Here is a 19,908-nt window from a genome sequence, read left to right on the forward strand (position 1 = left end):
ATCCCGGTATCGTTTACAATAAACCGGAGATTATACGCGATTGCGGCGCAGCACCGAAAAAGAAAGCGCAAAGGCCTAACATCTGGTCGCTATGCCGATTTGTTTTCCTCGTCATCTTCTTCGTCGTCATCAGACAAAAATTCATCCATCGAGAACTCTTCTGCGACCGTCTCTTCGCCACCGCTCGCGTCTGCATCGCCGTCCGTCGAAGCTTCATCAAAGAGTTCGCTGTTGTCGTCCGCGACATCATCCAAAGGCTGATCCAAGGCCTCGCCAACATCGTCATCGAGGTCATCGGCCGCCCCCATATCTGACGTGGCCTGCTCCATTTCGGCCAGAATGTCATCGAAGTCCGAGGATTCTGTGTCAGGTAACGCTTCTTCATCCTCCAAGTCCATACCGTCATCCATGGGAATATCACTGGCATCAAGCTCAATCGGACGAATTTCCTCTTCCAAATCATCATCGACGTCGCTCAGTGGCATATCTTCCACCGCTGCAGGCTCAGGCTCTAGATCGTCGTCTTCGTCGATGGGCGCCATCATCGGTTCTTCGGGCTCTTCAGGTTCAGGCGCTGGCTCGGCTGGCGCTGGCTCTTCTGTGGCACTGGCCTCTTCTTCGAGCTCCTCTTCCTCTTTGGTTTTGCCCATGAGCATTCGATAGGCGAACCATGCCAGAGCAACTAAAAACAGATTGCCGACCGCCAAACCGATATAGAGCGGCATGGACGACGAGCCACTCTCCTCCTCCTCTTCCATCGGCAGCGCATCTTCCTCACCCAGAGCGTCTTCTGCCTCAGCCTGCGGTTCGGGTGCTGGTTGGATTGGAGCGTCTTCAACCGGCGGACTGGATTCCTCCACGGGGCCAAAGGGATTCCCGCCCGAGGGAAAGGTAAATTCCTGCGTGCCCGGATCAAAACTGAAGGGAGCACCACTTCGATCCGTGCCGCTGATGCGTACCCGCACCTGATACTTGCCTTCCTGTTCTGGCTTATACAGCAGCTGCCAATCGTCGGTGGGTGACAGCGGCATAGGTTGAATACTGCTGCGCCCACTAGGATCGCGAATGCGCGCGACCGCTTGGACCTGTGACGGATCGATGGTTGCGCTGAATGATCGAACACTGATCAAAAATTGCTCTGAACCCTCCACATTTTGACTGTTCACATCCACCACAAACGGCTTTCTAACGGTAAGGTGATGAGTGAACTGGCGTCGAAAACTTTTGCCATCCACGTCGACCCGTACCGTGAACTTGCCCTCTTCCGAGAACATGTTGAGTTCCTGAGTGTAAATGCCGTCCGCCGGAGGACCGCCGGCGCTCAATTGATCCGTCCACTCCTGTCCGGAAGTCTCGCTTCCCACCCGCGATTCGATATCGAGCAACCGCAGAAAATCCCGCTGGGTTAACGTCCGCTCCTGTTCCTGAAACAACAGCGAAAGCGTTGCGGTATCATCGATGAACAGATTGGTGGGCAGAGGCTTCACCAGCAATTTTAGATTGCTGACAACGGTCACCCGACTGTCTGGCGCAATATCGGCCACAACCCGCCACTCCCCTTCGAGAGGTTGCTGCAGGGTAATCAGATCATAGTCGTCGGTTTGATGCCATTCGAGATCTTCATCAAAGTTTCCGAAGGCGTACTCTTTACCATCCGGCGCGATCAATCGGGTGGGCTGGGCTCCAGGTTGACGGAAGATCAGCGCTGAAAACTCCTCTATGCTGGAATCAACCAGAAATTCATTGCCCTCCAGCGGCACTTGTTCTGACGGCGCGGCCTGATCAAACACCTTGAGAAAAACACTCATCAAGTCATCGGCGGATTGCGCCATCTCTGACATCCCGCCGGTCGCCAATGCCAGCTTATCCATCAGGGCCGTGTCGGCATTTTCTGACAGCGAAATGGTATGGAGCGTGTAAGGCGCGGAAGCAATATCCGGCAGGAGTTCATCGACAATACGCCGCCACTCAGCCTCGTTGGCTTTAGGATCTTTTGAGATATCGACCATACCATCGGTCAACATAATGACGCTGGTTTGGTAGTTGGTATCGGGCAGATTGAGATCGTAGAGAGTCTTTTCCAGCGCCTGGCCGATGTTTGTGTACATGTCGCGGGAATCAATCTGTTCGGCGCTGGCTGAGGCACGACGCTTCCAGCTGTCCGTTACAGCTTCGTGGGGAACCAGCTCCGAAACGCCTTCACCAAAGGTCCAGATTCCAGCCTTACTGCCATCGGGTAAGAGTTTTACCAAAAGCCCAACCGCGGGTTGACGCAGATTGCCCGGATCATTTTTCTTCATGCTGCCGGAGACATCGATCACCAATCGAATGTCCGCTGGCCGCGGCTGATCAATGCCGGTTCGCCCCCAGGCACCGGCAGCACACACCAGTAGCCAGCCCGACAAGATTACGGCAATCCTTGTTACGCAATACCCACGTTTCACCATGTCCAGATTGTTTCCGCCTTAACTCCGATGCGTTCAACCCGCCTTTGGGCCTGATTACACTTATGAATAATAGGTATCGGCACCGCTGCCAGTTTCTGAAGGTATCAGGTGGCAAAACCACCGGAACAAACGTAAGACAAGAGCCAGTTACCGGGTCTTTTATAGGTATAGCAGTAGACCTGTGCATCGCAATCGAAAGCCGGCAGGTTGATGTCGTTAGTGTGGCGCGTAACTCTTTCCAGATCGTTAAGAAATCACCCCTGTCGGCCTGTGAATCTGCTACTCTCCGTGCGGTGGTGCACACAGCACGTCAGTTTTTATGGATAACAGTGAGTCAGGATGTTCTCTCTTAAGCAATGGCGCTACAGCGCCACATGTCTTCTATTTATCGTCACACTTTCATCAGCCCATGAAAGCACGCTGGCAGAAGAAAACGTTTCTGAGCTAGACGAAAAGGAATTCAGCGCCACACAGCCACTGTCGCGTTTAGCTCAACACCCCCTACGATCTGCATCGGCAACGGCCGTCAGCCTCAATGACGCCCTACTCAGCTCCGAGCTGCAAGCAGTGATACGTGCCATTCCCGTTGGCGTTTCTCAAAGCGTCAGTAAAGGCGAGCTGCTCGTCAGCCTCGACTGCGCCGACTACTCCCTGGCACGCCAGCTCGCGGAAACCCGCGTTGTCGCCGCCCAGGCAAGATTAAAACTAGCGCGCAGTCAGCGCTCCCGCAGTGAGCAGCTGTTGGCGAAACAGCTGACAGCCCAGGAAGCGGCAGAACTCACACAAACGGAAGCAATTGCCAGAGAAGCTGAGCTGCAGGAGGTTCAACTCAATTTGCAGCAGGCAGAATTGAACGTCAGTCGCTGTGAAATCCGAGCCCCCTTCGATGGTATTGTCACCAGTCGGGAAGCGGCCGTCGGCCAACTGGCCGCCATTGGGACTCCCCTACTAACACTTGTGGAGACAGATGCCATTGAGCTGTCTGCCCGTATCGAGCCCGATGATCTGTTGCGACTGCAGGACGCGAACGACATTCAATTCGACAGTGGTCGGCAGCACCCTGTCGAACTTATGCGCCGCGGTGGTGTGGTTGATCCACGCACCCGCAATCTGGAAATTCGACTCAGCTTTACTGAGGGGCGCCCTCTGCCCGGGAGTGCCGGCCGCCTGTTATGGCGCGACCCTCGCGCTTTTATTCCGTCTCAATATCTGGTGCGTCGAAATGGCGAAATCGGCGTATTTATCGAGTCTGCGGGAAAGGCGGAATTTCACGCCATTGCCGATGCCGCACCGGGTAGACCAGCGGCAACCGATTTACCACCGGAGACCAACATCGTGGTTGATCGCCTGGGTAGCCTTAACGATGGCGATACACTCTGATGGGATTTTTACGGACGTTTCTCGGCAATCATGTGCTTGCCAACATCACCTTTGTCTTGATTCTCGTTATGGGTTGGCTGGCATATAGCGGTATGCCACGCTCCCGTGACCCGGATATCAATTTCAACTGGATTAACATCACAACGACCCTGCCTGGTGCGTCTTCCATCGAAATTGAAAAACGGATTACCGATCCGCTCGAAGACACCATCAGCCAGACGGTAAAGGATTTGCGTTTTGTATCCAGCACCAGTCGCGACAATATTTCCTCTATTTTGGTGCGCTTCAATCAATTGAGTGACGAAGATTTTCGCGAGCGTGTTGCGGATTTACGGCGGGAAGTTCAAAACACCTACACAGATCAACTGCCCATCGAAGCCGACGATCCTCGCGTCACGGAAATTACCACCTCATCCGGCTATCCAACGGCCATGCTGGCATTGACTGGCGCCGCCACCGACAACGAATTTCGTCGTTATGCGGTTCTGCTGCAAAAAGAATTGGCACGCCTGCCCGGTGTCGACGAGGCACAACTGCAAGGCGTTGAAGACCCGGAACTGCACATCGCTTTCTATCCCGACCGCTTGGAGGGGCTCGGCGTTAATCCCGATGATCTCGCCGACACCGTGCGCGATTACTTTCGCGATGTGTCCATGGGCGATATCGAAACCGCTGACGGGCGCTGGCTGGTGCGACTTGAAGGTACCGCGGGTAGCCTCGACGAGCTGGAAGCCTTTCCCATTGTCGGAGCCAATGGTGTGGTTGAGCTCGGCAGCCTTGCAGACATTTATCGCGCGGCGGCGGAACCCACCCTGCTGAATCGGTTTCAGGGGCAACCGGCAGCGATGATCAGCATCACCAAACAGGAAGCGGTAAACACCCTCGACCTGCTCGATCAGATCAATGCCTACGTCGCCGACCAAAACAACATCATTGCCGAGCGTGGCTACCAGCTTACGCTGGTGGATGATCAGACCGTCAGCACCCGTGAAGCCATCAATCGTATGCAGCAGAATGCTCTTATTGGGCTGCTGTTGGTGGTCGTGGTCACTTACTTGTTCCTCGGTGGTCGCATCGCCCTGCTGACCACTATAGGCATTCCCTTCACGCTCGCCGGCACCTTCCTCGCCTTGGATGCTTTGGGTATGTCGATCAACAATGTTGTTCTGTTGGGGGTTGTCATCGCCCTGGGCATGCTGGTGGACGATGCCGTCGTCGTCGTGGAAACCATCTACTATCGGCTGCAGAGAGGCGCCGCAGCAATGGATGCCGCGATTGATGCCCTGCGGGAAGTCGCCGCACCGGTGCTGACATCGGTATTGACCACCATCGCGGTGTTTTTCCCTCTCATGCTACTGCCGGGTATTCTCGGTGAGTATATGCGGGTCATTCCGCTGGTGGTCTGCAGTGCGCTGGCGATCAGTCTGGCGGAAGCCTTTTGGATGCTGCCTGCCCATGTATCGGCTCTGGGGGTCGATTTTTCGCGGGAGTCCTGGCGCCAGCGACGGCGGCGACTGGCGACTCAGTCAATCCGGCACCGTTACAGCCTGCTGTTGATCTGGGTACTGCGGCGCCCACGGCGATCCCTTACCGGAGTGTTGATCATGGGGGTTCTGGCCGTTGCGATGCTCGCAGGCGGATTTGTAAAAATCAATTTCTTCGCCGCCGACCCTCTGCGCGTGTTTTACGTCAATGTGGAAATGCCGGCCGGCGCCAACCTGCAACAAACGCTGGAACATACATTAGACGCTGAAGTATTGGTGAAACAGGCACTAAAACCCAACGAAGCCCGTTCTCTTATGGTTTATAGCGGGCAGATGTTCACCGCCACAGAACCACTGTTTGGCGACAACGTGGGCCAAGTTTTTGTCAGCCTGAACCCTCGGGGCGCCGATGATCGATCCACTGAGGATGTCATCGCCGCCGTTGAAAAGGTGGTCGGAAACGCTTTGGGCGATGCCAAGCTCTCGGTGTTTATGCTTGAGGACGGCCCCCCAATGGGCCAGCCGCTCGCAGTGAAAGTTCGCGGATCACACTTTGCCGATATCCAGGAAGTGGTTGACCGTCTGACGAAATATATGCGCGAAGACGGCAATTACAGCAACATCAATGTCGATTTTCATCCCGGTAGCCCTGAATTAAAAGTCTCGCTGAATGGCGACGCCATCAAGCGCGCAGGGCTGACGCCCGTCGAGGTCACCAACGCCTTGCAGAGCTACGTCGACGGTATTTTGATTAATCAATATCAATATTTGGGTGAAGAGGTCGATGTACGGTTGCTGGCCGCCGATGGAGACTCCTTAGACAGCTTACTGTCACGTTCTCTGGTTACCGAAGACGGTCAGCCCATACAGCTGACCGAGTTGGTGAACACCGAATATGGCTACGGCTATCAAAATATTCGCCACTACAACTTTCTGCGCTCAGTCGCCATCGGGGCTGATATCAATGAAGAAGAGTTGGACACCATCAGTGCGAACGCCAACGTAGAAGCCTACTGGCAAACCATTCACAGTGATCACCCCACTGTTAGTCTGGACTTCTCCGGAGAACTCGATGATATTTTGGAGGCTGTGAACGGTATCTTTGTGCTGTTTATAATGGGCCTTGGGCTCGTTTACATGATTTTGGGCACGCAGTTTAAAAGCTACGGGCAACCGCTCATGATTCTGGTCTCGATTCCCCTGGCATTTATCGGTGTGGTCTATGGTTTGGCGCTTACCCGCAACCCGCTCAGCCTAATGACAATGTACGGTGTTGTTGCTCTGGCGGGTATTGCCGTGAACTCGGCCATTGTGTTGATTTCCGCCGCCAACAGCCGTATCGACAGTGGTATGAGCCCTTTGCACGCAACCATTTTTGCCGCGCGGCGCCGGGTGGTGCCGATTTTGATTACCTCCACAACCACCATTGCCGGACTGTTTTCACTGGCAGCAGGCGTCGGCGGTAAATCGCTGCTGTGGGGGCCGGTCGCCACAGCCATTGTCAGCGGGCTGATCTTTTCCACCCTGCTGATTCTGATTGTTATTCCCCTGCTGTTTTACGCATCCCTAACCGTGCACCCCTGGCGGCGGATTCGGAACACCTTGCGTAAAACACCTACGACCGCATAGTCTCAAGGGGCCGCAGGATTTTACGTGGGAAAAACCACCAAAAAGTCGGAGCTTCCCCTAAGAAGCACCGGCCGCCTTTGCTGAACTGGCGGCTTTTTTGGATGTCGTTTTATTGCGCTTTTTTTTGCGAGGGCGAAAGATCAGCTGCAAGATGCCCACCACAATAATGGTCCCGGAGATCGCCATTAACAGACTCGGCGCAACTCGCTCAAGCGCTTCGGGGCCTTCAAAAACACCTTCCATAGACGCCATGAGAAACGCTGGAGCCAACTGGGGATAGCCATCCCCAATATTAAACGGCATCAGCAACACCACCGTGCCTATGGCCCACAGTTGGATTCTTAAAAAACGCCAGGGCAAGAAGGCCAGTAGTCGCCACCAGACGATGACCAGTCCGAGCGCACCGGCCGTGTAGAGCAGCCACATTTTAAGCGTTGTATCCATCATTCAATCCTTTTCGTCACGCTCAAACACCGAAGTGCCTGTCACGTTATATTTTAATCCAGCGAATAATATAGTCCTGAAGCTCGTCTTCTGCGATGCTCTCTTCATTAACCACGCGACCAGCAACGCTAATGCCTGCACGACGAACCGTCATAGGATCACCGGTTATCAACGGATGCCAGTCCGGCAGGTCCTGCCCTCGAGCCAGACGGCGATAGGCACAAGACGTTGGTAACCAGGGCAGTTGCCCAGCGGATTCCGGTGTTAATACGATGCAATCAGGGACTTCCTCACAGCGGTGTTCATAGTCGCGGCAATGACCTGTATCCGTGTCCAATAATCGACACGCGGCGCAGGTGTAATAAAGCTCCCCGGTGTCCTCATCTTCCAATTTGTTGAGGCAACAGCGTCCGCAACCATCACAGAGGGATTCCCACTCCTCTTGAGACATCTGCTGTAGGGTTTTCGTGCGCCAGAACGGCAATTCAGCCACGTTAATTGACTCCGACCCGGCTATTTATTGCCGTGGATTTTGTCATTGCGCTGGTGTATCGACAGCATTTCCGGATCTTTCGTTGCCGGCAATTGCAGGTAGTAGCCCTGCTCTTCAAGCATAGACAGCACCTTGGTGATATCGGCGCGGGCTAATTTTCTTTCCGGCGTGAGTACAAGACTCATACAGTGGATGGGTTTGCCAAACCTGGCAAGCAACGGCTCGGGAAGATGCTCCAAACCGTCTTCTTTCTTTACGTAGAGATACATATCACTGTCGCGAGGACTGCGGAAAATATCACACAGAAGTTTCATGACGCGGGGTTTCCGTTTTTTGAAATACGTTAGCGCTGACCGCGCCAGTCTGCGAGTGCAGCTTCCAATGATTCACCAACAGCAGACTGTCGCCAGCCGTCGAAGCAGGGTTGCTGTTGCTGGCCAACAACAGCCGTCCGGATGATTTGCTCCAAATCAGCCTTGCGCACCAAAAGGCTTTCCGGCATACCGAGCATCTCTGCACGGTTTTCAATGACGGCTTTAAGACGTTTCTGTAACTGTCGCTCCGCTTTCGAAAAAGGTCCGGGCAAACGATGGGGCTGCTCAGCATCCGGTAAATTGCTGGCGTTGTTGATAATCTCCAGCAGAGTCTCGCCATAGCGTCTCTGCATCGCCGATGTTAAATCGCCAATTCTCGCCAACTCTCGCGACGCTTGTGGTAAACGCTGCGCTATATCAAACAGGGCTCGCTCGGGTACGACTTTATTGCGCGGCATGTCACGCAGGCGCGCCTGCCGCTCTCGCCAGAGAGATAAATCCCGCAGCACTGCCAACGACTGACGATTGAGCTTCCAGCCGCCTTTGATTCTCAGCCATTGATCTTCGGGCCCGGCGTCTTTGTATTGCTGCAAGCGCCGCGCACACTCCTCCTCTAACCAGGGCAAGCGCCCTGAATTAACAAGTCGCTCCGTCAGTTGCTCGTAAACAGTCCACAGATAGGTCACGTCCTGAGCGGCATATTCAATTTGGGCGTCACTCAAAGGTCTGGCTAACCAGTCTGAACGGGTCTCGCCTTTTGGCAGACTGACGCTTAACAAGGCTTCGACCAGTGCACTGTAGCCAAGAGAGTGGCCATAACCACAGAATGCGGCCGCAATTTGAGTATCGAACAGCGGATCGGGAATATCACCAAGAAATCGGCTGAAGACTTCGAGATCTTCTGAGCAGGAGTGCAGCACTTTTAAGGTTTGCGGAGCACGTAACAGTGCCCGTAAAGGTTCAACGTCTGAGATTGCCAGCGGATCAATCAACCAGACGCCGTCACCGTCGCCCACCTGAATCAAGGCCGTCTGAGGGTAAAACGTTGTGGTGCGCATGAACTCTGTGTCCAACGCAACCGCAGGTAGCTTTTGCCACAGGGCTGAAAGCTCAGCCAACTGAGCATCACTATCAACCCATATAGGGTCTTTAAAAGAATTGTTCAAAACCGTTGCCGTGAGCTCAGTGCGTGGGCGAGCGTGCCGCCATCAATAAATTCTAATTCTCCGCCGAGGGGAACACCGTGGGCAATACGGCTCACAGGAATGTCAAAGTCCTTGGCAAGATCAGCGATATAGTGGGCAGTGGCCTCCCCCTCTACCGTCGAATTGGTCGCCAGAATCAGCTCCTGAATACGCCCTTCCCCGAGACGGGTTTCCAGCAAATCCAGTCCTAACTCCGCCGGGCCGATACCATCAAGGGGCGACAAATGCCCCATGAGCACAAAATATTTGCCGGTATAAGTACCCGAAGATTCAATCGCCAGCACATCACCCGGCGCTTCGACAATACACAAGAGGCTATCGTCGCGGCGGGGATTGGCGCAGAGACTGCATTCATCCTGCTCGGTCAAAATGCGACAGCGACGACAATTGCCAACACCAGCGACGGCTTTCTCCAGACTTTCGGACAGGCGCTGGCCCCCTTCCCGGTCTCGCTCCAACAGATGCAACGCCATACGCTGGGCGGATTTCTGCCCAACCCCAGGCAGGCAGCGTAAGGCGGCAATCAATTCATCGACTAGGGGACTGAACATGGCATCAATTCTTTGCTAACGGTTCTTCCAATCAATTAAAACGGCATTTTGAAGCCTGGGGGCATTTGGATGCCGGAGGCAAAGCTACCCATTTTTTCTTTGGTTGCAGCCTCAACCCGGCGCACCGCATCATTGACAGCCGCAGTCAACAAATCTTCCAGGATCTGTTTATCTTCCGTCATCAAAGACGCATCGAGATGGACATTGCGAACATCGTGGCGGCCGTTCATCACCACTTGCACCAACCCCGCACCGGACTCACCCGTCACCTCTACATTGGCCATCTCTTCCTGCATTTTTTGCATATCGGCCTGAACTTTCTGGGCCTGTTTCATTAAATCATCAAGACCGTTCATATTTACTGCCTCTCAATCATTGGGTTTACCAACTTGGATGGATTCCGGGTCAAGCTCGCCGGAAAAATTCTGCAACAATCCCTGCACCAATGGATCCTCATCCAGTGCCTGTCGAGCCGCAGCCAGCTGCTCTCGCCGCAACCTGGCCATTCGAGCCGCCGGCGTTTCAGCCTGCACTTCACCCACATCAATCACAACATCAAGTTGCGTATTAAAGTACGCACTCAAGGCGTCGGCAAGTCGCTGCTGCTGCGAGGCATCGTACAAACTGGAATTGTTGGCATCGAGCATCATATGGATACGTTCTGCGGCAGCCGATAGCACAGTACAGCTGGATGCCGTCGCCTGCAAAATACCGCTCAACCCCAACGCTTTATACAGACCATGCCAATTGTCCGCGGTCAACTCACCGGGAGATCCCGGCGGCGGTATCTCCGTTGCCGACGGTTTCGTTTGCCCTGACTCACGAACCGCGTTGGCGTCACTGGCGCCGGGTTTCGGCGTGGGCGACTCGATCTGACGTGCGGAGCGCAACCCCAAGGCAGCCATCTGATCGGGATCCAATCCCGTGCCCTGACCACCGTGATGAAACGCCGGGTCTATCGGATCCGCCGCCAATCCGGTCAAATCGGGGCCTGCGGCAAGCTCGCTCGCTGTGGGTTCCGCGGTCGCTGCCGGCCGCGGATCCGGCTCAGGCTTTTTTACCGGGGGAGGCTCCATCGGGGTATCAGACTCCGCCGCAGCGGCTGACGCATCATCAGACAGGGACTGTGTTGGCACGGAATGGACACCTTGCGGACGGAACGCCAGCATCCTCAGCAGGACCATCTCAAACCCGGATCGGGGATCGAACGCCAACGGCAGATCGCGTCGCCCCAACAAAGCGACTTGATAGAAAAGCTGCAGATCTTCTGCGCTGACTCGCTTGGCCAACGCGATAACGGCATCGCGATCACCACCACTGTTGTCGACGGCATCGGGCAGTACCTGGGCAATGGATGCGCGATGCAAAAAGGAGAGTAACTCACCCAACACCCCAGCGTAATCCGGTCCAAATGCCGCTAACTGGCCAACATTGTTGAGGAGCGCTGACGCGTCGCCGGCGGCCAAATTATCGGCTAATTCGGCGATGAGGCTCTGATCAATACTGCCAAGCATCGCCTGTACGTTTTCACCGCTGAGATCACCTCCACCAAAACCAATGGCCTGATCGGTCAAACTCAGGGCATCACGCATACTGCCGGCCGCAGCTCGCCCCAATTGCCAGAGCGCGGCGTCATCAAAGCCAACGCCCTCTTCCGTCAGCACGTGGCGCAAATGCTCCACCACCCTTTCGGGCTCCATATTTTTTAAATGGAATTGCAGACAGCGGGATAAAATGGTGACCGGCAGCTTTTTAGGATCGGTGGTAGCCAGCAAAAATTTGACGTGCGGCGGCGGCTCTTCCAGAGTTTTCAGCAGCGCATTGAAGCTGTGATTGGACAGCATGTGCACTTCATCGATCAAATAGACTTTGAAGCGGCCCCGGGTTGGCGCGTATTGAACGTTATCGAGCAATTCACGAGTGTCTTCGACTTTTGTACGTGAAGCGGCATCAACTTCAATCAGATCGACAAAGCGACCGTCGGCGATCTCCCGACAACTGCTGCACTCACCACAGGGTTCCGATCCCACCCCCTGCTCACAATTCAGACATTTGGCGAGAATTCGAGCAATCGTCGTTTTCCCGACACCTCGAGTTCCGGTAAAGAGATAAGCATGATGCAGACGATTTTGTTCAAGCGCATTAGCCAGCGCCTGTAACACATGTTGCTGACCGACCAGCTCTTTGAAATTTTTGGGGCGCCACTTGCGGGCAAGTACCTGATAGCTCATCCCGTTGTTCTGTCCAATGTCTCACCAATTAATGAAGTAAGGTGATAGCAATTATAAGCTGTGCAAATTAGTCGACGCGCACTATACCATCTGGTCATACGAATTACGCCTCGATCGATCCAGATCCGATGGCTGGCAACCGCACGATTATAGTCAGTGACAGAGAGACTGACGAGACGCCGATATACGGCCTTAAGCAGAGAGGTGTTGGCGGCGTTTTGCTGAAGGGAGGCAGCTCCAGTCAGCCACACTCCGGCACATGATGTCGCTGCTACCGTTGCTCCCTTCCGGGCCTGGCGGGGTTCACAGTTAATCATTGCGGAGGGACCGAAAGGAGCCACCATTGCAAAGAGCGGGCGATTATTCCGGTTTTGCTGTGGTTTTGCAACCGCGACAAAAAAGAAATCTCATTAAATCAACGCCCTCTGCCAATTTTGAACTTGCGGCCAAGCAGCGCCCTTGGCTAATCTCTACCAAACAGTTGCCCACAATAACAATTTTACAAACAGTGACCCATCGGGTCTCTGACACTCTGACATCCCCGAGCCAGCAACGAATGTTCAAGCCGGTTTCATCTTCGCGAGCTATAACGAATGGGAGCAGCCCCAATGTGCCAATCGCGATGCACTTTCAAAACGACAATCAGGTAGAACCATGAAAATTACCGTGAACGAAACAGAACACCAGTTTGACGGAGACCCGGAAATGCCCGTGTTGTGGTATCTCCGCGACGAACTCAAGTTAACCGGCACCAAGTACGGGTGCGGTAAAGCCCAGTGTGGCGCGTGTACCGTGCACATGGACGGACAACCCATTTTTGCCTGCCTGACCCCCATGGCGGCGTTAGACGGAAAAACTGTCACCACCATTGAAGGCCTGCACCCGGAACAGCAACACCCGGTACAGGTCGCCTGGAAATCCCACAATGTTCCTCAATGTGGCTATTGCCAGAGCGGTCAGATGATGCGAGCCGCCGCACTACTGGCAGACAATCCCGCCCCCAGCGATGAAGACATCAGCAGCGGTATGGCGCCCAATATTTGTCGCTGTGGCACCTATCCGCGAATCCGGGCGGCCATCAAATCAGCGGCGAGGAAAAACACATGAGTGAATCGACACCGAACCTCAAAGGCACAGTCTCAGGCGCGTTCAACCGCCGCCGCTTTCTGAAACTAAGCGGTACTGCAGGAGGCCTGTTGCTGAGCCTGCAGCTGCTGCCAGCGAGTCGCAGCGTCGCGGCCACCAGTGAACGCATTGCCCCCACACTGTTTGTCGCCCTCGATGCGAGTGGCAGAGTGCAACTCACCTGCCACCGTTCTGAAATGGGTCAACAAGTGCGCACCGCGATGATCCAGATAATTGCCGACGAACTCGAAGCCGACTGGAACCAGATTGACATCATTCAGGCGACGGGTGACGTCAAATACGGCGACCAGAACACCGATGGCTCACGCAGCGTAAGAACCAACTTCACACGTCTGCGCCAAAGTGGCGCTGCCGTTCGACAACTGTTGCGCCAGGCAGCGGCCGAACGCTGGGAAGTGGCAGTCGATGACTGTGTTGCCTTTAACCATCAGGTGACTCATCAACCCACCGGACGTACCGCTGGCTACGGTGAGCTGGTTGCTATCGCAGCGAACTTAACCCTGCCAGACCCAGAATCCGTTGCCCTTAAAGATCCACGCGAGTGGCGTTACATCAAACAACCGGTACAAAGCGTCGACATCGACAAGGTGCTGGAGGGGACCACCACCTTCGGTCACGATGTGCAAATGGACAATATGCTGGTGGCGGCCATTGCCCGCCCTCCGGTCGTCTTCGGCCGGCTCAAATCCATGGATGACAGCAAGGCTCGAAAAGTAAGTGGCGTTGTCGACATCATCACGCTCGACAGCCCCGCCCCCCCCGTCATGTTTAAACCCCTGGGCGGTGTCGCTGTGCTGGCGACAAACACTTGGGCAGCCTTCAAAGCTCGCGATCTTTTGGAATTGACGTGGGAAGACGGAGATAACGGCAGCTACAATTCGGCAGAGTTTTTGGAAGACTTGCGCGCGACTGTGCGACAACCCGGTAATGTCGTTCGCCATAACGGCGATGCCACCGCCACGTTAAAATCCGCCAACAAAACACTGACTGCCGAATACACCATTCCCCACCTTGCACACGCTGCCATGGAAACACCGGCCGCAACCGCCGTGGTTTCCGACGATAGCGTCGAGATCTGGGCCTGTACTCAAAATCCCCAAGCGGCCAGATCCAGTGTCGCTGGCGCCATGCAATTACCTGAAGAAAAAGTCACCATCAACGTGACCCTGCTCGGCGGAGGCTTTGGTCGCAAATCCAAACAGGATTTTGCGGTCGAGGCAGCGCTGCTGGCGAAGGCAGCCAAACGCCCAGTTAAAGTGGTATGGAGTCGCGAAGATGATATTCGTCACGGCTACTATCACACCGTCAGCGCACATCATATCGAAGCCGCCATTGACGACTCCGGCATGCCCACCGCCTGGCTACAGCGAGTGGCATTCCCACCGATTTTTTCCACCTTTATACCAGGTCAAACCACCCCCGGTCCGTTTGAAATTGGTCCAGGCTTTATCGATAACCCCTTCGCCATTGACAACATGCAGTTTGAGCATGGCGAAGCCCCAGCCCATGTCCGAATTGGTTGGATGCGCTCGGTCAACAATATTCATCACGCCTTCGCCATTCAGTCTTTCGCCCACGAATTGGCGGTCGCCGCCGAGAAAGACCCGGCTGAGTATCTGCTGGCACTGATCGGCCCGGATCGTACGCTTGATTTAAAGGCATTAAACGTCACTCTGCAGGAACATGGCGCGACGGAAGAGAATTACCCGGCCGACACCGCCCGACTGCGCGCGGTGGTTGATGAAGTCATCAAGCGCTCGGATTGGAAGCGAAAGCGTGCTGCCGGCCGTTTTCTAGGCATCGCGGCACACCGGTCGTTTCTCAGTTACGTTGCCACGGTGGTTGAGGTGGAAATGCAAGCCGGTGGCCTCTGGCGCGTTCCGGAAGTTTACGTCGTCATTGACGCCGGAACCGTAGTGAATCCGGAACATGTCCGCGCTCAATGTGAAGGCGGTAGCATCTTCGGGTTAAGCTGTGCACTCGGAGAAATTTCTGTCGTCGACGGTAAAGTGATGCAGAGCAACTATCATGACTATCCCGTCGCACGCATGAATCAGGCGCCAGAAATCATCGATGTGCTTGTCATGGATAACCTGGAGCCGCCAGCGGGTGTCGGTGAACCACCCACACCACCTTTTGCACCGGCGCTGGCAAATGCGATTTACGAGGCGACCGGTAAACGCTTCCGAGATCTACCTCTACCCTTGACCATCAGTTAGGCGCGCTGATCGCCATCATTGAACGCTCAGGCGCTGTCGCAAAACGTCAAGTGCCTGAGCGGTAAATGGTCCACAATCCACCAGGACACAATCAGCTTGCAAAGCGACGGATATTTCCGCCAGCTCGGCGTGAAATTCTTCTCCGGTGATCGTCATTCTCTTCAACAGCGGCATCCCCCACACCACAGGCAGATGTGCAGTGCGAGACAGGCTGATCAGTTCGCGCTGAACCTCAAACAGGTGGTCGCTAAACATGTCACGGGTGATGCTCTCCCGTACCAACATGATACCGACAGCAGGCAACTGCATCGCCACCAGCAACACCTCGTCGATTTTTCGCACGTCCACTTGAGGATCAATTTTCAGCAGAACGCCTGGAGTCCGTCCCTTCAAGCTCAGCAACTGATCGACCATGTCTTGCATACCGTCTCGATCAATGGGGCAGTTAACGGCCAACAGCTCGATGCGTTCCATTAGCGCATCCAAAACCGGAATTAACCGTGCGTCAATCGCCGGGCGCTTTAGACGACGCGTTGGAAAACTGATGCGCTGGCCTCCTCGCAACTTAGCACCGTCTCTTGGCGTCTGTTGAATGCGAATCTGCAAATTGCCGTTGTTACAGGATTCCACTTTTCCAACCACATGAATTTCATCAAACCAGACTTCATCCCCCACGCCAATCTGGGCGAGTAACTCCGGTTGATTACAACCAATCATCGCCAAGCCATCGGGCTGCTCCTCCGGCGTTACCACCAGTTGTCGATTCGCCGCCAACAACAAACTGTCACCCGCATGCAGGGGAATATTCCCAGGTCTCGCCGGAATGCCTTCCAAGACAAATTCTCCCATCTGAGTCTCGCCCCTGACGACGCGAAATAACGTATCTTCCGAAATATAAGACGTTTTGTATGACTCTAACAGACAGCCTTGCTCGGACTTTTCAACAATATCAAAACGCCGATTGGCAGCACGACAATCTCGGAACAGCAGACTGTCACCGACTTGCAATTGCTCAAACCAGGAGTGAGAAACCTGCAAGGACACGCGCTCACGTTGTGAGGAATGTACTCTTGCCCGCACATCCCCCGCTGACAGCATGACCTTAGCGGGCACCTGCACATAGCCGTACATATCTCGACGAGGCTTGATCTTCACCACCAGCGCGGAGCGGTTAATCTCACCGGTACACAATGGATCAACATCCAAGTCCAAGCAGGTTCTAGGACGTAAAGCGGCATTGGCTGGATTATCCAACCACTCATTCAGGTTGGTTAACGACGCCTCCAAAGTGCCGGCGGTTAACTTCGCCCGCACAAGAGATCCGCTCTCGGTCTTATTGATTGCGATGGGTTCCGAGAGACTTGGCAAAGTTGTCATCAGATAACAACTCAAACGAGCATCCCTGGAGCCAAGCAGATTGTGCAAAAGCGCATTGTCAGAATCCATGACTTCCGGAGTTGAACGAGATTCTTTCGTCACCGTAATCGACTGAGGCAGTCCAAGTAACTGCTCAAGGCTGCCGAGAATGACATCCAACACGGCCAAAATATTGGTTTCCCCTCGCTTGGGGAGAGACAATCCAAAACGCCGCAGAGCATCTGGCAATTCTTTATCGGTGTGCAGATAACGCCTCAATAAAAGATGGCGCTGCAAATTGATTGCTCCGACTCTGTGTTCTGACGATATATCACCATTATCCGCCCCCAACTGGGCCATTTGTTCACGCAGTGAGCGTAAACCCTGATAGACAGGATTTTGGTCAAGTTGTGGGCCATCATTCAGCTGTTTTTCAAAAAACGGCAGGACGAGGGTTTTACGAGTATCGGTCGCCATGGGTGTTATGCCTTACCAGGAGAATTGCGACCCCTGACTATGCCCGATGCCCATGACCCTCTCGTGACAATCCACCTTGATGATCCGGGAATTAACCCATATTTAAGCCTTTTCTGGCAGAGTCCTCATAATCAAACGTTCATGTACCGCAAGCGGTGGCATTAAACGTTTTATGCGCCATTATTTTACAAATCCATCCTTTTGATTGATCCGATAACCAAATAGATTGGGTACAATAGGTGCAGAGTTGAAAGGAATCATCATGTCAGACGTTATTGAAAGAGCTACTACTTACTGCGACCTAAATATTGAGCCAGCTTATGAAGGCGGTGATCTGGTTGGATTCATTGTTCGCGAAATCCCTGACGATTATCCAGACACATACTATAAGGCACTTGCGAAAGCTCGGGATTTTGTAAAAGTACGCCGACTTCGACAAAAAGCCTACTAATCTCGATCTGCCCCCCTTAATTTCCCCCTGCTTTTTCTCTCGCCTGGCTCAAATTACCTTTTCTTTACGAAAAAAAGCCTGGCGCGCCAACGCAATTTCCAGTTTCTTGACTATTATCAAAAAAAGACACGCACGCTTGCTGTCGGTGCCAGTTTTGAGCCTATATCGTTACCCAATTTGAACGACAGTAGTGCCTCTACGCCACAGATATACCCACCAGTTTGTATCCATTAAAGCGCGCGACGAATGTTATGAGACGTTGAGCAACATGGAATAGCGGTTAGATGAGTAAGTCGGTACTCAACATTCTATTGGCAGATCACCACTCCGAAGATCGGGAACGGGTAAAGTCATTACTGACGGAAGACGCCCGTTATCAGTTTGTTATCGAAGAATGCTCCAGTGCCCAGCTCGCTCTGGAAAAAATGCGCTTCAAACCCTACGACTGTGTTCTGATTGATTACGATATGCCAGACCAGAATGGCCTCTGGATCATCTCTGAAATTCGCCTGGAAAATCTGACCCTGCCCGTGGTGATGCTGACCGGTAATGGCAACGAACGTTTAGCGGTCAAAGCCATCAAAGCTGGCGCCCAGGATTACATATCGAAAGTCGATTTGAATCGCCAGGAGCTGCTTGAATCCCTTGAATTCGCCATTCACAAAAAGAAGGAAGAGCTGGAATTTCTGGCTATGGCGACACGGGATCCGCTCACACACCTGCCGACACGGCGCAGCTTCCTGGACACCCTCGACTCAGCAATCGCCCGCACCAACCGCATGGGCCGACAACTGGCCCTTTTGTTTATCGATATCAATGACTTCAAATCCGTCAATCAACTTTACGGCTATCTATCTGGCGATCAGGTATTGATTGACGCGGCTCAACGCATTCAAAGCTGCCTGCGCGACTGTGACATGGTCGCCCGTCTTGGTGGCGATGAGTTCGTGGTGTTACTGGAAGAAGTTGGCAGCAATCTCAATGGCTGTGCCGCAGTTGCCAATCGGATTGTGCGAGCACTCGACCAAACCCCCTATGAGATAAATGCAGAAACCATTCAAATCGAAGCGGCCGTTGGTATCGCCTTATATCCCAGCAGTGCTTCCAGTCGAGAAGAGCTCATCCAGCTTGCCAGTAAAGCATTGAGCGACACAAAGAAGATCGACGGGCAGGACTACGGCTTCGCACAGCTTAGCTTATAAAGCTTCACTAGGCTTACAGCCTTCCCCCGCTTCAAACCTCGTTATTTTACGCGTCAAAACATTGAACGAACGCACACTGTTAAATGCCTGAGCAACAATTATCGTCAATAATAAAATTTTTAAGAATATTGATTTGCTTAGTTATTAAATTTTGAACTAAACTCGAACCTAGATGTCGAGGAGCGCGCCAATCAAGGCAGCGCGAGAGGTAAAAGGACGAAATCACTTATCCTCATACCCTACACCGGGTTCAGACTAAAGCCTGCGCCCCACTCCGCAGTAAAGACACGAACAAGACAGCGGTCGTTGCCACCCCCCTCCTCTGGCTAGCCGACCGTTCACATAACGTGACAGCGCTAAGAGAGACACTTTAATGGTTTACCCCTCTTTGCCCGACAGATAGATTCATGAGCTTTATAGAAACCCGCGACACTACCGTATCACCCAATATTGATGCCACACGCCTGCTGTCCCAGTTACTCGTTGAGAAATCACGACTCTGCCGCAGACTCGGCGACTTGGCAGCCTCCCCCTGGAAGGCGCCGAAAAACAACTACGCCACGAAAGATGCCATTGCACTGCGGCGAATCAATGCGGAAATAGAGCGCATCAAACAGGCCCAGCAGAATAACGATGGGCAGACTGCGCGCAACCAAGCCCTTATTCGCCGAGACAGCAATTGCACCTATGCCGGGTTTTGCCAGCAACTGCCCCAACGTCCCTGCAACGGTTGCTCGCAAAAATAACAGAACACAAAACCGTTACACTTACGCTCCGGGCTTTGCGGCAAATTGGTCGTTGCGTGTCGGGTACCGGACAGCCTCCTGCCGGCGAGACGGCGTGTCATCGAAATGTCACACGACTGCAACACGAGGCCTT

16 protein-coding genes and 1 other RNA gene are annotated in these 19,908 nt (G+C 53.8%); 7 read left to right on the plus strand and 10 right to left on the minus strand.

Annotation, left to right across the window (positions count from 1 at the left end):
• Positions 1 to 89: 89 nt before the first annotated feature.
• On the minus strand, positions 90 to 2,405 hold the full coding sequence (locus tag ACXAFR_RS11770; protein WP_475176998.1) for a VWA domain-containing protein: 2,316 nt from the start codon (positions 2,403 to 2,405) through the stop codon (positions 90 to 92).
• Positions 2,406 to 2,786: 381 nt separating this feature from the next.
• Between ACXAFR_RS11770 and ACXAFR_RS11775 the strand changes: the two genes are divergently transcribed.
• Together ACXAFR_RS11775 and ACXAFR_RS11780 are read left to right on the plus strand one after the other, a co-directional pair.
• Positions 2,787 to 3,827 carry an efflux RND transporter periplasmic adaptor subunit gene (locus ACXAFR_RS11775; RefSeq protein WP_475176999.1) on the plus strand — a complete coding sequence of 347 codons (1,041 nt, stop codon included), beginning with the start codon at positions 2,787 to 2,789 and terminating at the stop codon, positions 3,825 to 3,827.
• Positions 3,827 to 6,940: an efflux RND transporter permease subunit gene (locus ACXAFR_RS11780; protein WP_475177000.1), complete on the plus strand. Its 3,114-nt coding sequence runs from the start codon at positions 3,827 to 3,829 to the stop codon at positions 6,938 to 6,940. Before ACXAFR_RS11775 ends, ACXAFR_RS11780 begins: the two co-directional genes overlap by 1 nt.
• A gap of 57 nt (positions 6,941 to 6,997) precedes the next feature.
• Here ACXAFR_RS11780 and ACXAFR_RS11785 read toward each other — a convergent pair whose 3' ends face one another.
• From ACXAFR_RS11785 to ffs, 8 genes are all read right to left on the minus strand, one after another.
• Positions 6,998 to 7,387 (minus strand): hypothetical protein, encoded by a 390-nt coding sequence (locus ACXAFR_RS11785; RefSeq protein WP_475177002.1) that lies wholly within the window; start codon positions 7,385 to 7,387, stop codon positions 6,998 to 7,000.
• Positions 7,388 to 7,430: 43 nt separating this feature from the next.
• Positions 7,431 to 7,877, minus strand: a complete 447-nt coding sequence (locus tag ACXAFR_RS11790; RefSeq protein ID WP_475177004.1) for a YcgN family cysteine cluster protein — start codon at positions 7,875 to 7,877, stop codon at positions 7,431 to 7,433.
• 20 nt (positions 7,878 to 7,897) lie between these two features.
• Entirely contained in the window at positions 7,898 to 8,191 is a 294-nt protein-coding gene (locus ACXAFR_RS11795; protein WP_475177008.1) for a YcgL domain-containing protein, read from the minus strand.
• A gap of 29 nt (positions 8,192 to 8,220) precedes the next feature.
• Positions 8,221 to 9,357, minus strand: coding sequence for a ribonuclease D (rnd, locus tag ACXAFR_RS11800; protein WP_475177013.1), 1,137 nt, complete (start codon positions 9,355 to 9,357; stop codon positions 8,221 to 8,223).
• Positions 9,354 to 9,947 carry a recombination mediator RecR gene (recR, locus tag ACXAFR_RS11805; RefSeq protein ID WP_475177014.1) on the minus strand — a complete coding sequence of 198 codons (594 nt, stop codon included), beginning with the start codon at positions 9,945 to 9,947 and terminating at the stop codon, positions 9,354 to 9,356. The genes rnd and recR overlap by 4 nt, the downstream gene beginning before the upstream one ends.
• 35 nt (positions 9,948 to 9,982) lie before the next feature.
• Positions 9,983 to 10,303, minus strand: coding sequence for a YbaB/EbfC family nucleoid-associated protein (locus ACXAFR_RS11810; RefSeq protein ID WP_475177015.1), 321 nt, complete (start codon positions 10,301 to 10,303; stop codon positions 9,983 to 9,985).
• A 12-nt stretch (positions 10,304 to 10,315) separates the two neighbouring features.
• On the minus strand, positions 10,316 to 12,178 hold the full coding sequence (dnaX, locus tag ACXAFR_RS11815; RefSeq protein ID WP_475177017.1) for a DNA polymerase III subunit gamma/tau: 1,863 nt from the start codon (positions 12,176 to 12,178) through the stop codon (positions 10,316 to 10,318).
• 236 nt (positions 12,179 to 12,414) lie between these two features.
• Positions 12,415 to 12,511, minus strand: an RNA gene (gene ffs, locus ACXAFR_RS11820) — signal recognition particle sRNA small type.
• A gap of 321 nt (positions 12,512 to 12,832) precedes the next feature.
• Between ffs and ACXAFR_RS11825 the strand changes: the two genes are divergently transcribed.
• Positions 12,833 to 13,285, plus strand: a complete 453-nt coding sequence (locus tag ACXAFR_RS11825) for a (2Fe-2S)-binding protein (protein WP_475177021.1) — start codon at positions 12,833 to 12,835, stop codon at positions 13,283 to 13,285.
• Positions 13,282 to 15,543 carry a xanthine dehydrogenase family protein molybdopterin-binding subunit gene (locus tag ACXAFR_RS11830; protein ID WP_475177023.1) on the plus strand — a complete coding sequence of 754 codons (2,262 nt, stop codon included), beginning with the start codon at positions 13,282 to 13,284 and terminating at the stop codon, positions 15,541 to 15,543. The genes ACXAFR_RS11825 and ACXAFR_RS11830 overlap by 4 nt, the downstream gene beginning before the upstream one ends.
• A gap of 15 nt (positions 15,544 to 15,558) precedes the next feature.
• Here ACXAFR_RS11830 and ACXAFR_RS11835 read toward each other — a convergent pair whose 3' ends face one another.
• Positions 15,559 to 17,376, minus strand: a complete 1,818-nt coding sequence (locus tag ACXAFR_RS11835; RefSeq protein ID WP_475177027.1) for a pyruvate kinase — start codon at positions 17,374 to 17,376, stop codon at positions 15,559 to 15,561.
• A gap of 262 nt (positions 17,377 to 17,638) precedes the next feature.
• Here ACXAFR_RS11835 and ACXAFR_RS11840 point away from each other — a divergent pair, with 262 nt between their 5' ends.
• The 3 genes from ACXAFR_RS11840 (at position 17,639) to ACXAFR_RS11850 (ending at position 19,775) form a co-directional block, all read left to right on the plus strand.
• Positions 17,639 to 17,827 carry a hypothetical protein gene (locus ACXAFR_RS11840; protein ID WP_475177030.1) on the plus strand — a complete coding sequence of 63 codons (189 nt, stop codon included), beginning with the start codon at positions 17,639 to 17,641 and terminating at the stop codon, positions 17,825 to 17,827.
• Between the two features lie 284 nt (positions 17,828 to 18,111).
• A complete protein-coding gene (locus tag ACXAFR_RS11845; RefSeq protein WP_475177032.1) occupies positions 18,112 to 19,029 on the plus strand; it encodes a diguanylate cyclase domain-containing protein in 918 nt (305 codons plus the stop codon).
• Positions 19,030 to 19,436: 407 nt separating this feature from the next.
• A complete protein-coding gene (locus tag ACXAFR_RS11850) occupies positions 19,437 to 19,775 on the plus strand; it encodes a hypothetical protein (RefSeq protein WP_475177034.1) in 339 nt (112 codons plus the stop codon).
• The last annotated feature ends 133 nt before the right edge of the window (positions 19,776 to 19,908 follow it).

Source organism: Pseudomaricurvus sp. ABR4_320, assembly GCF_056159445.1.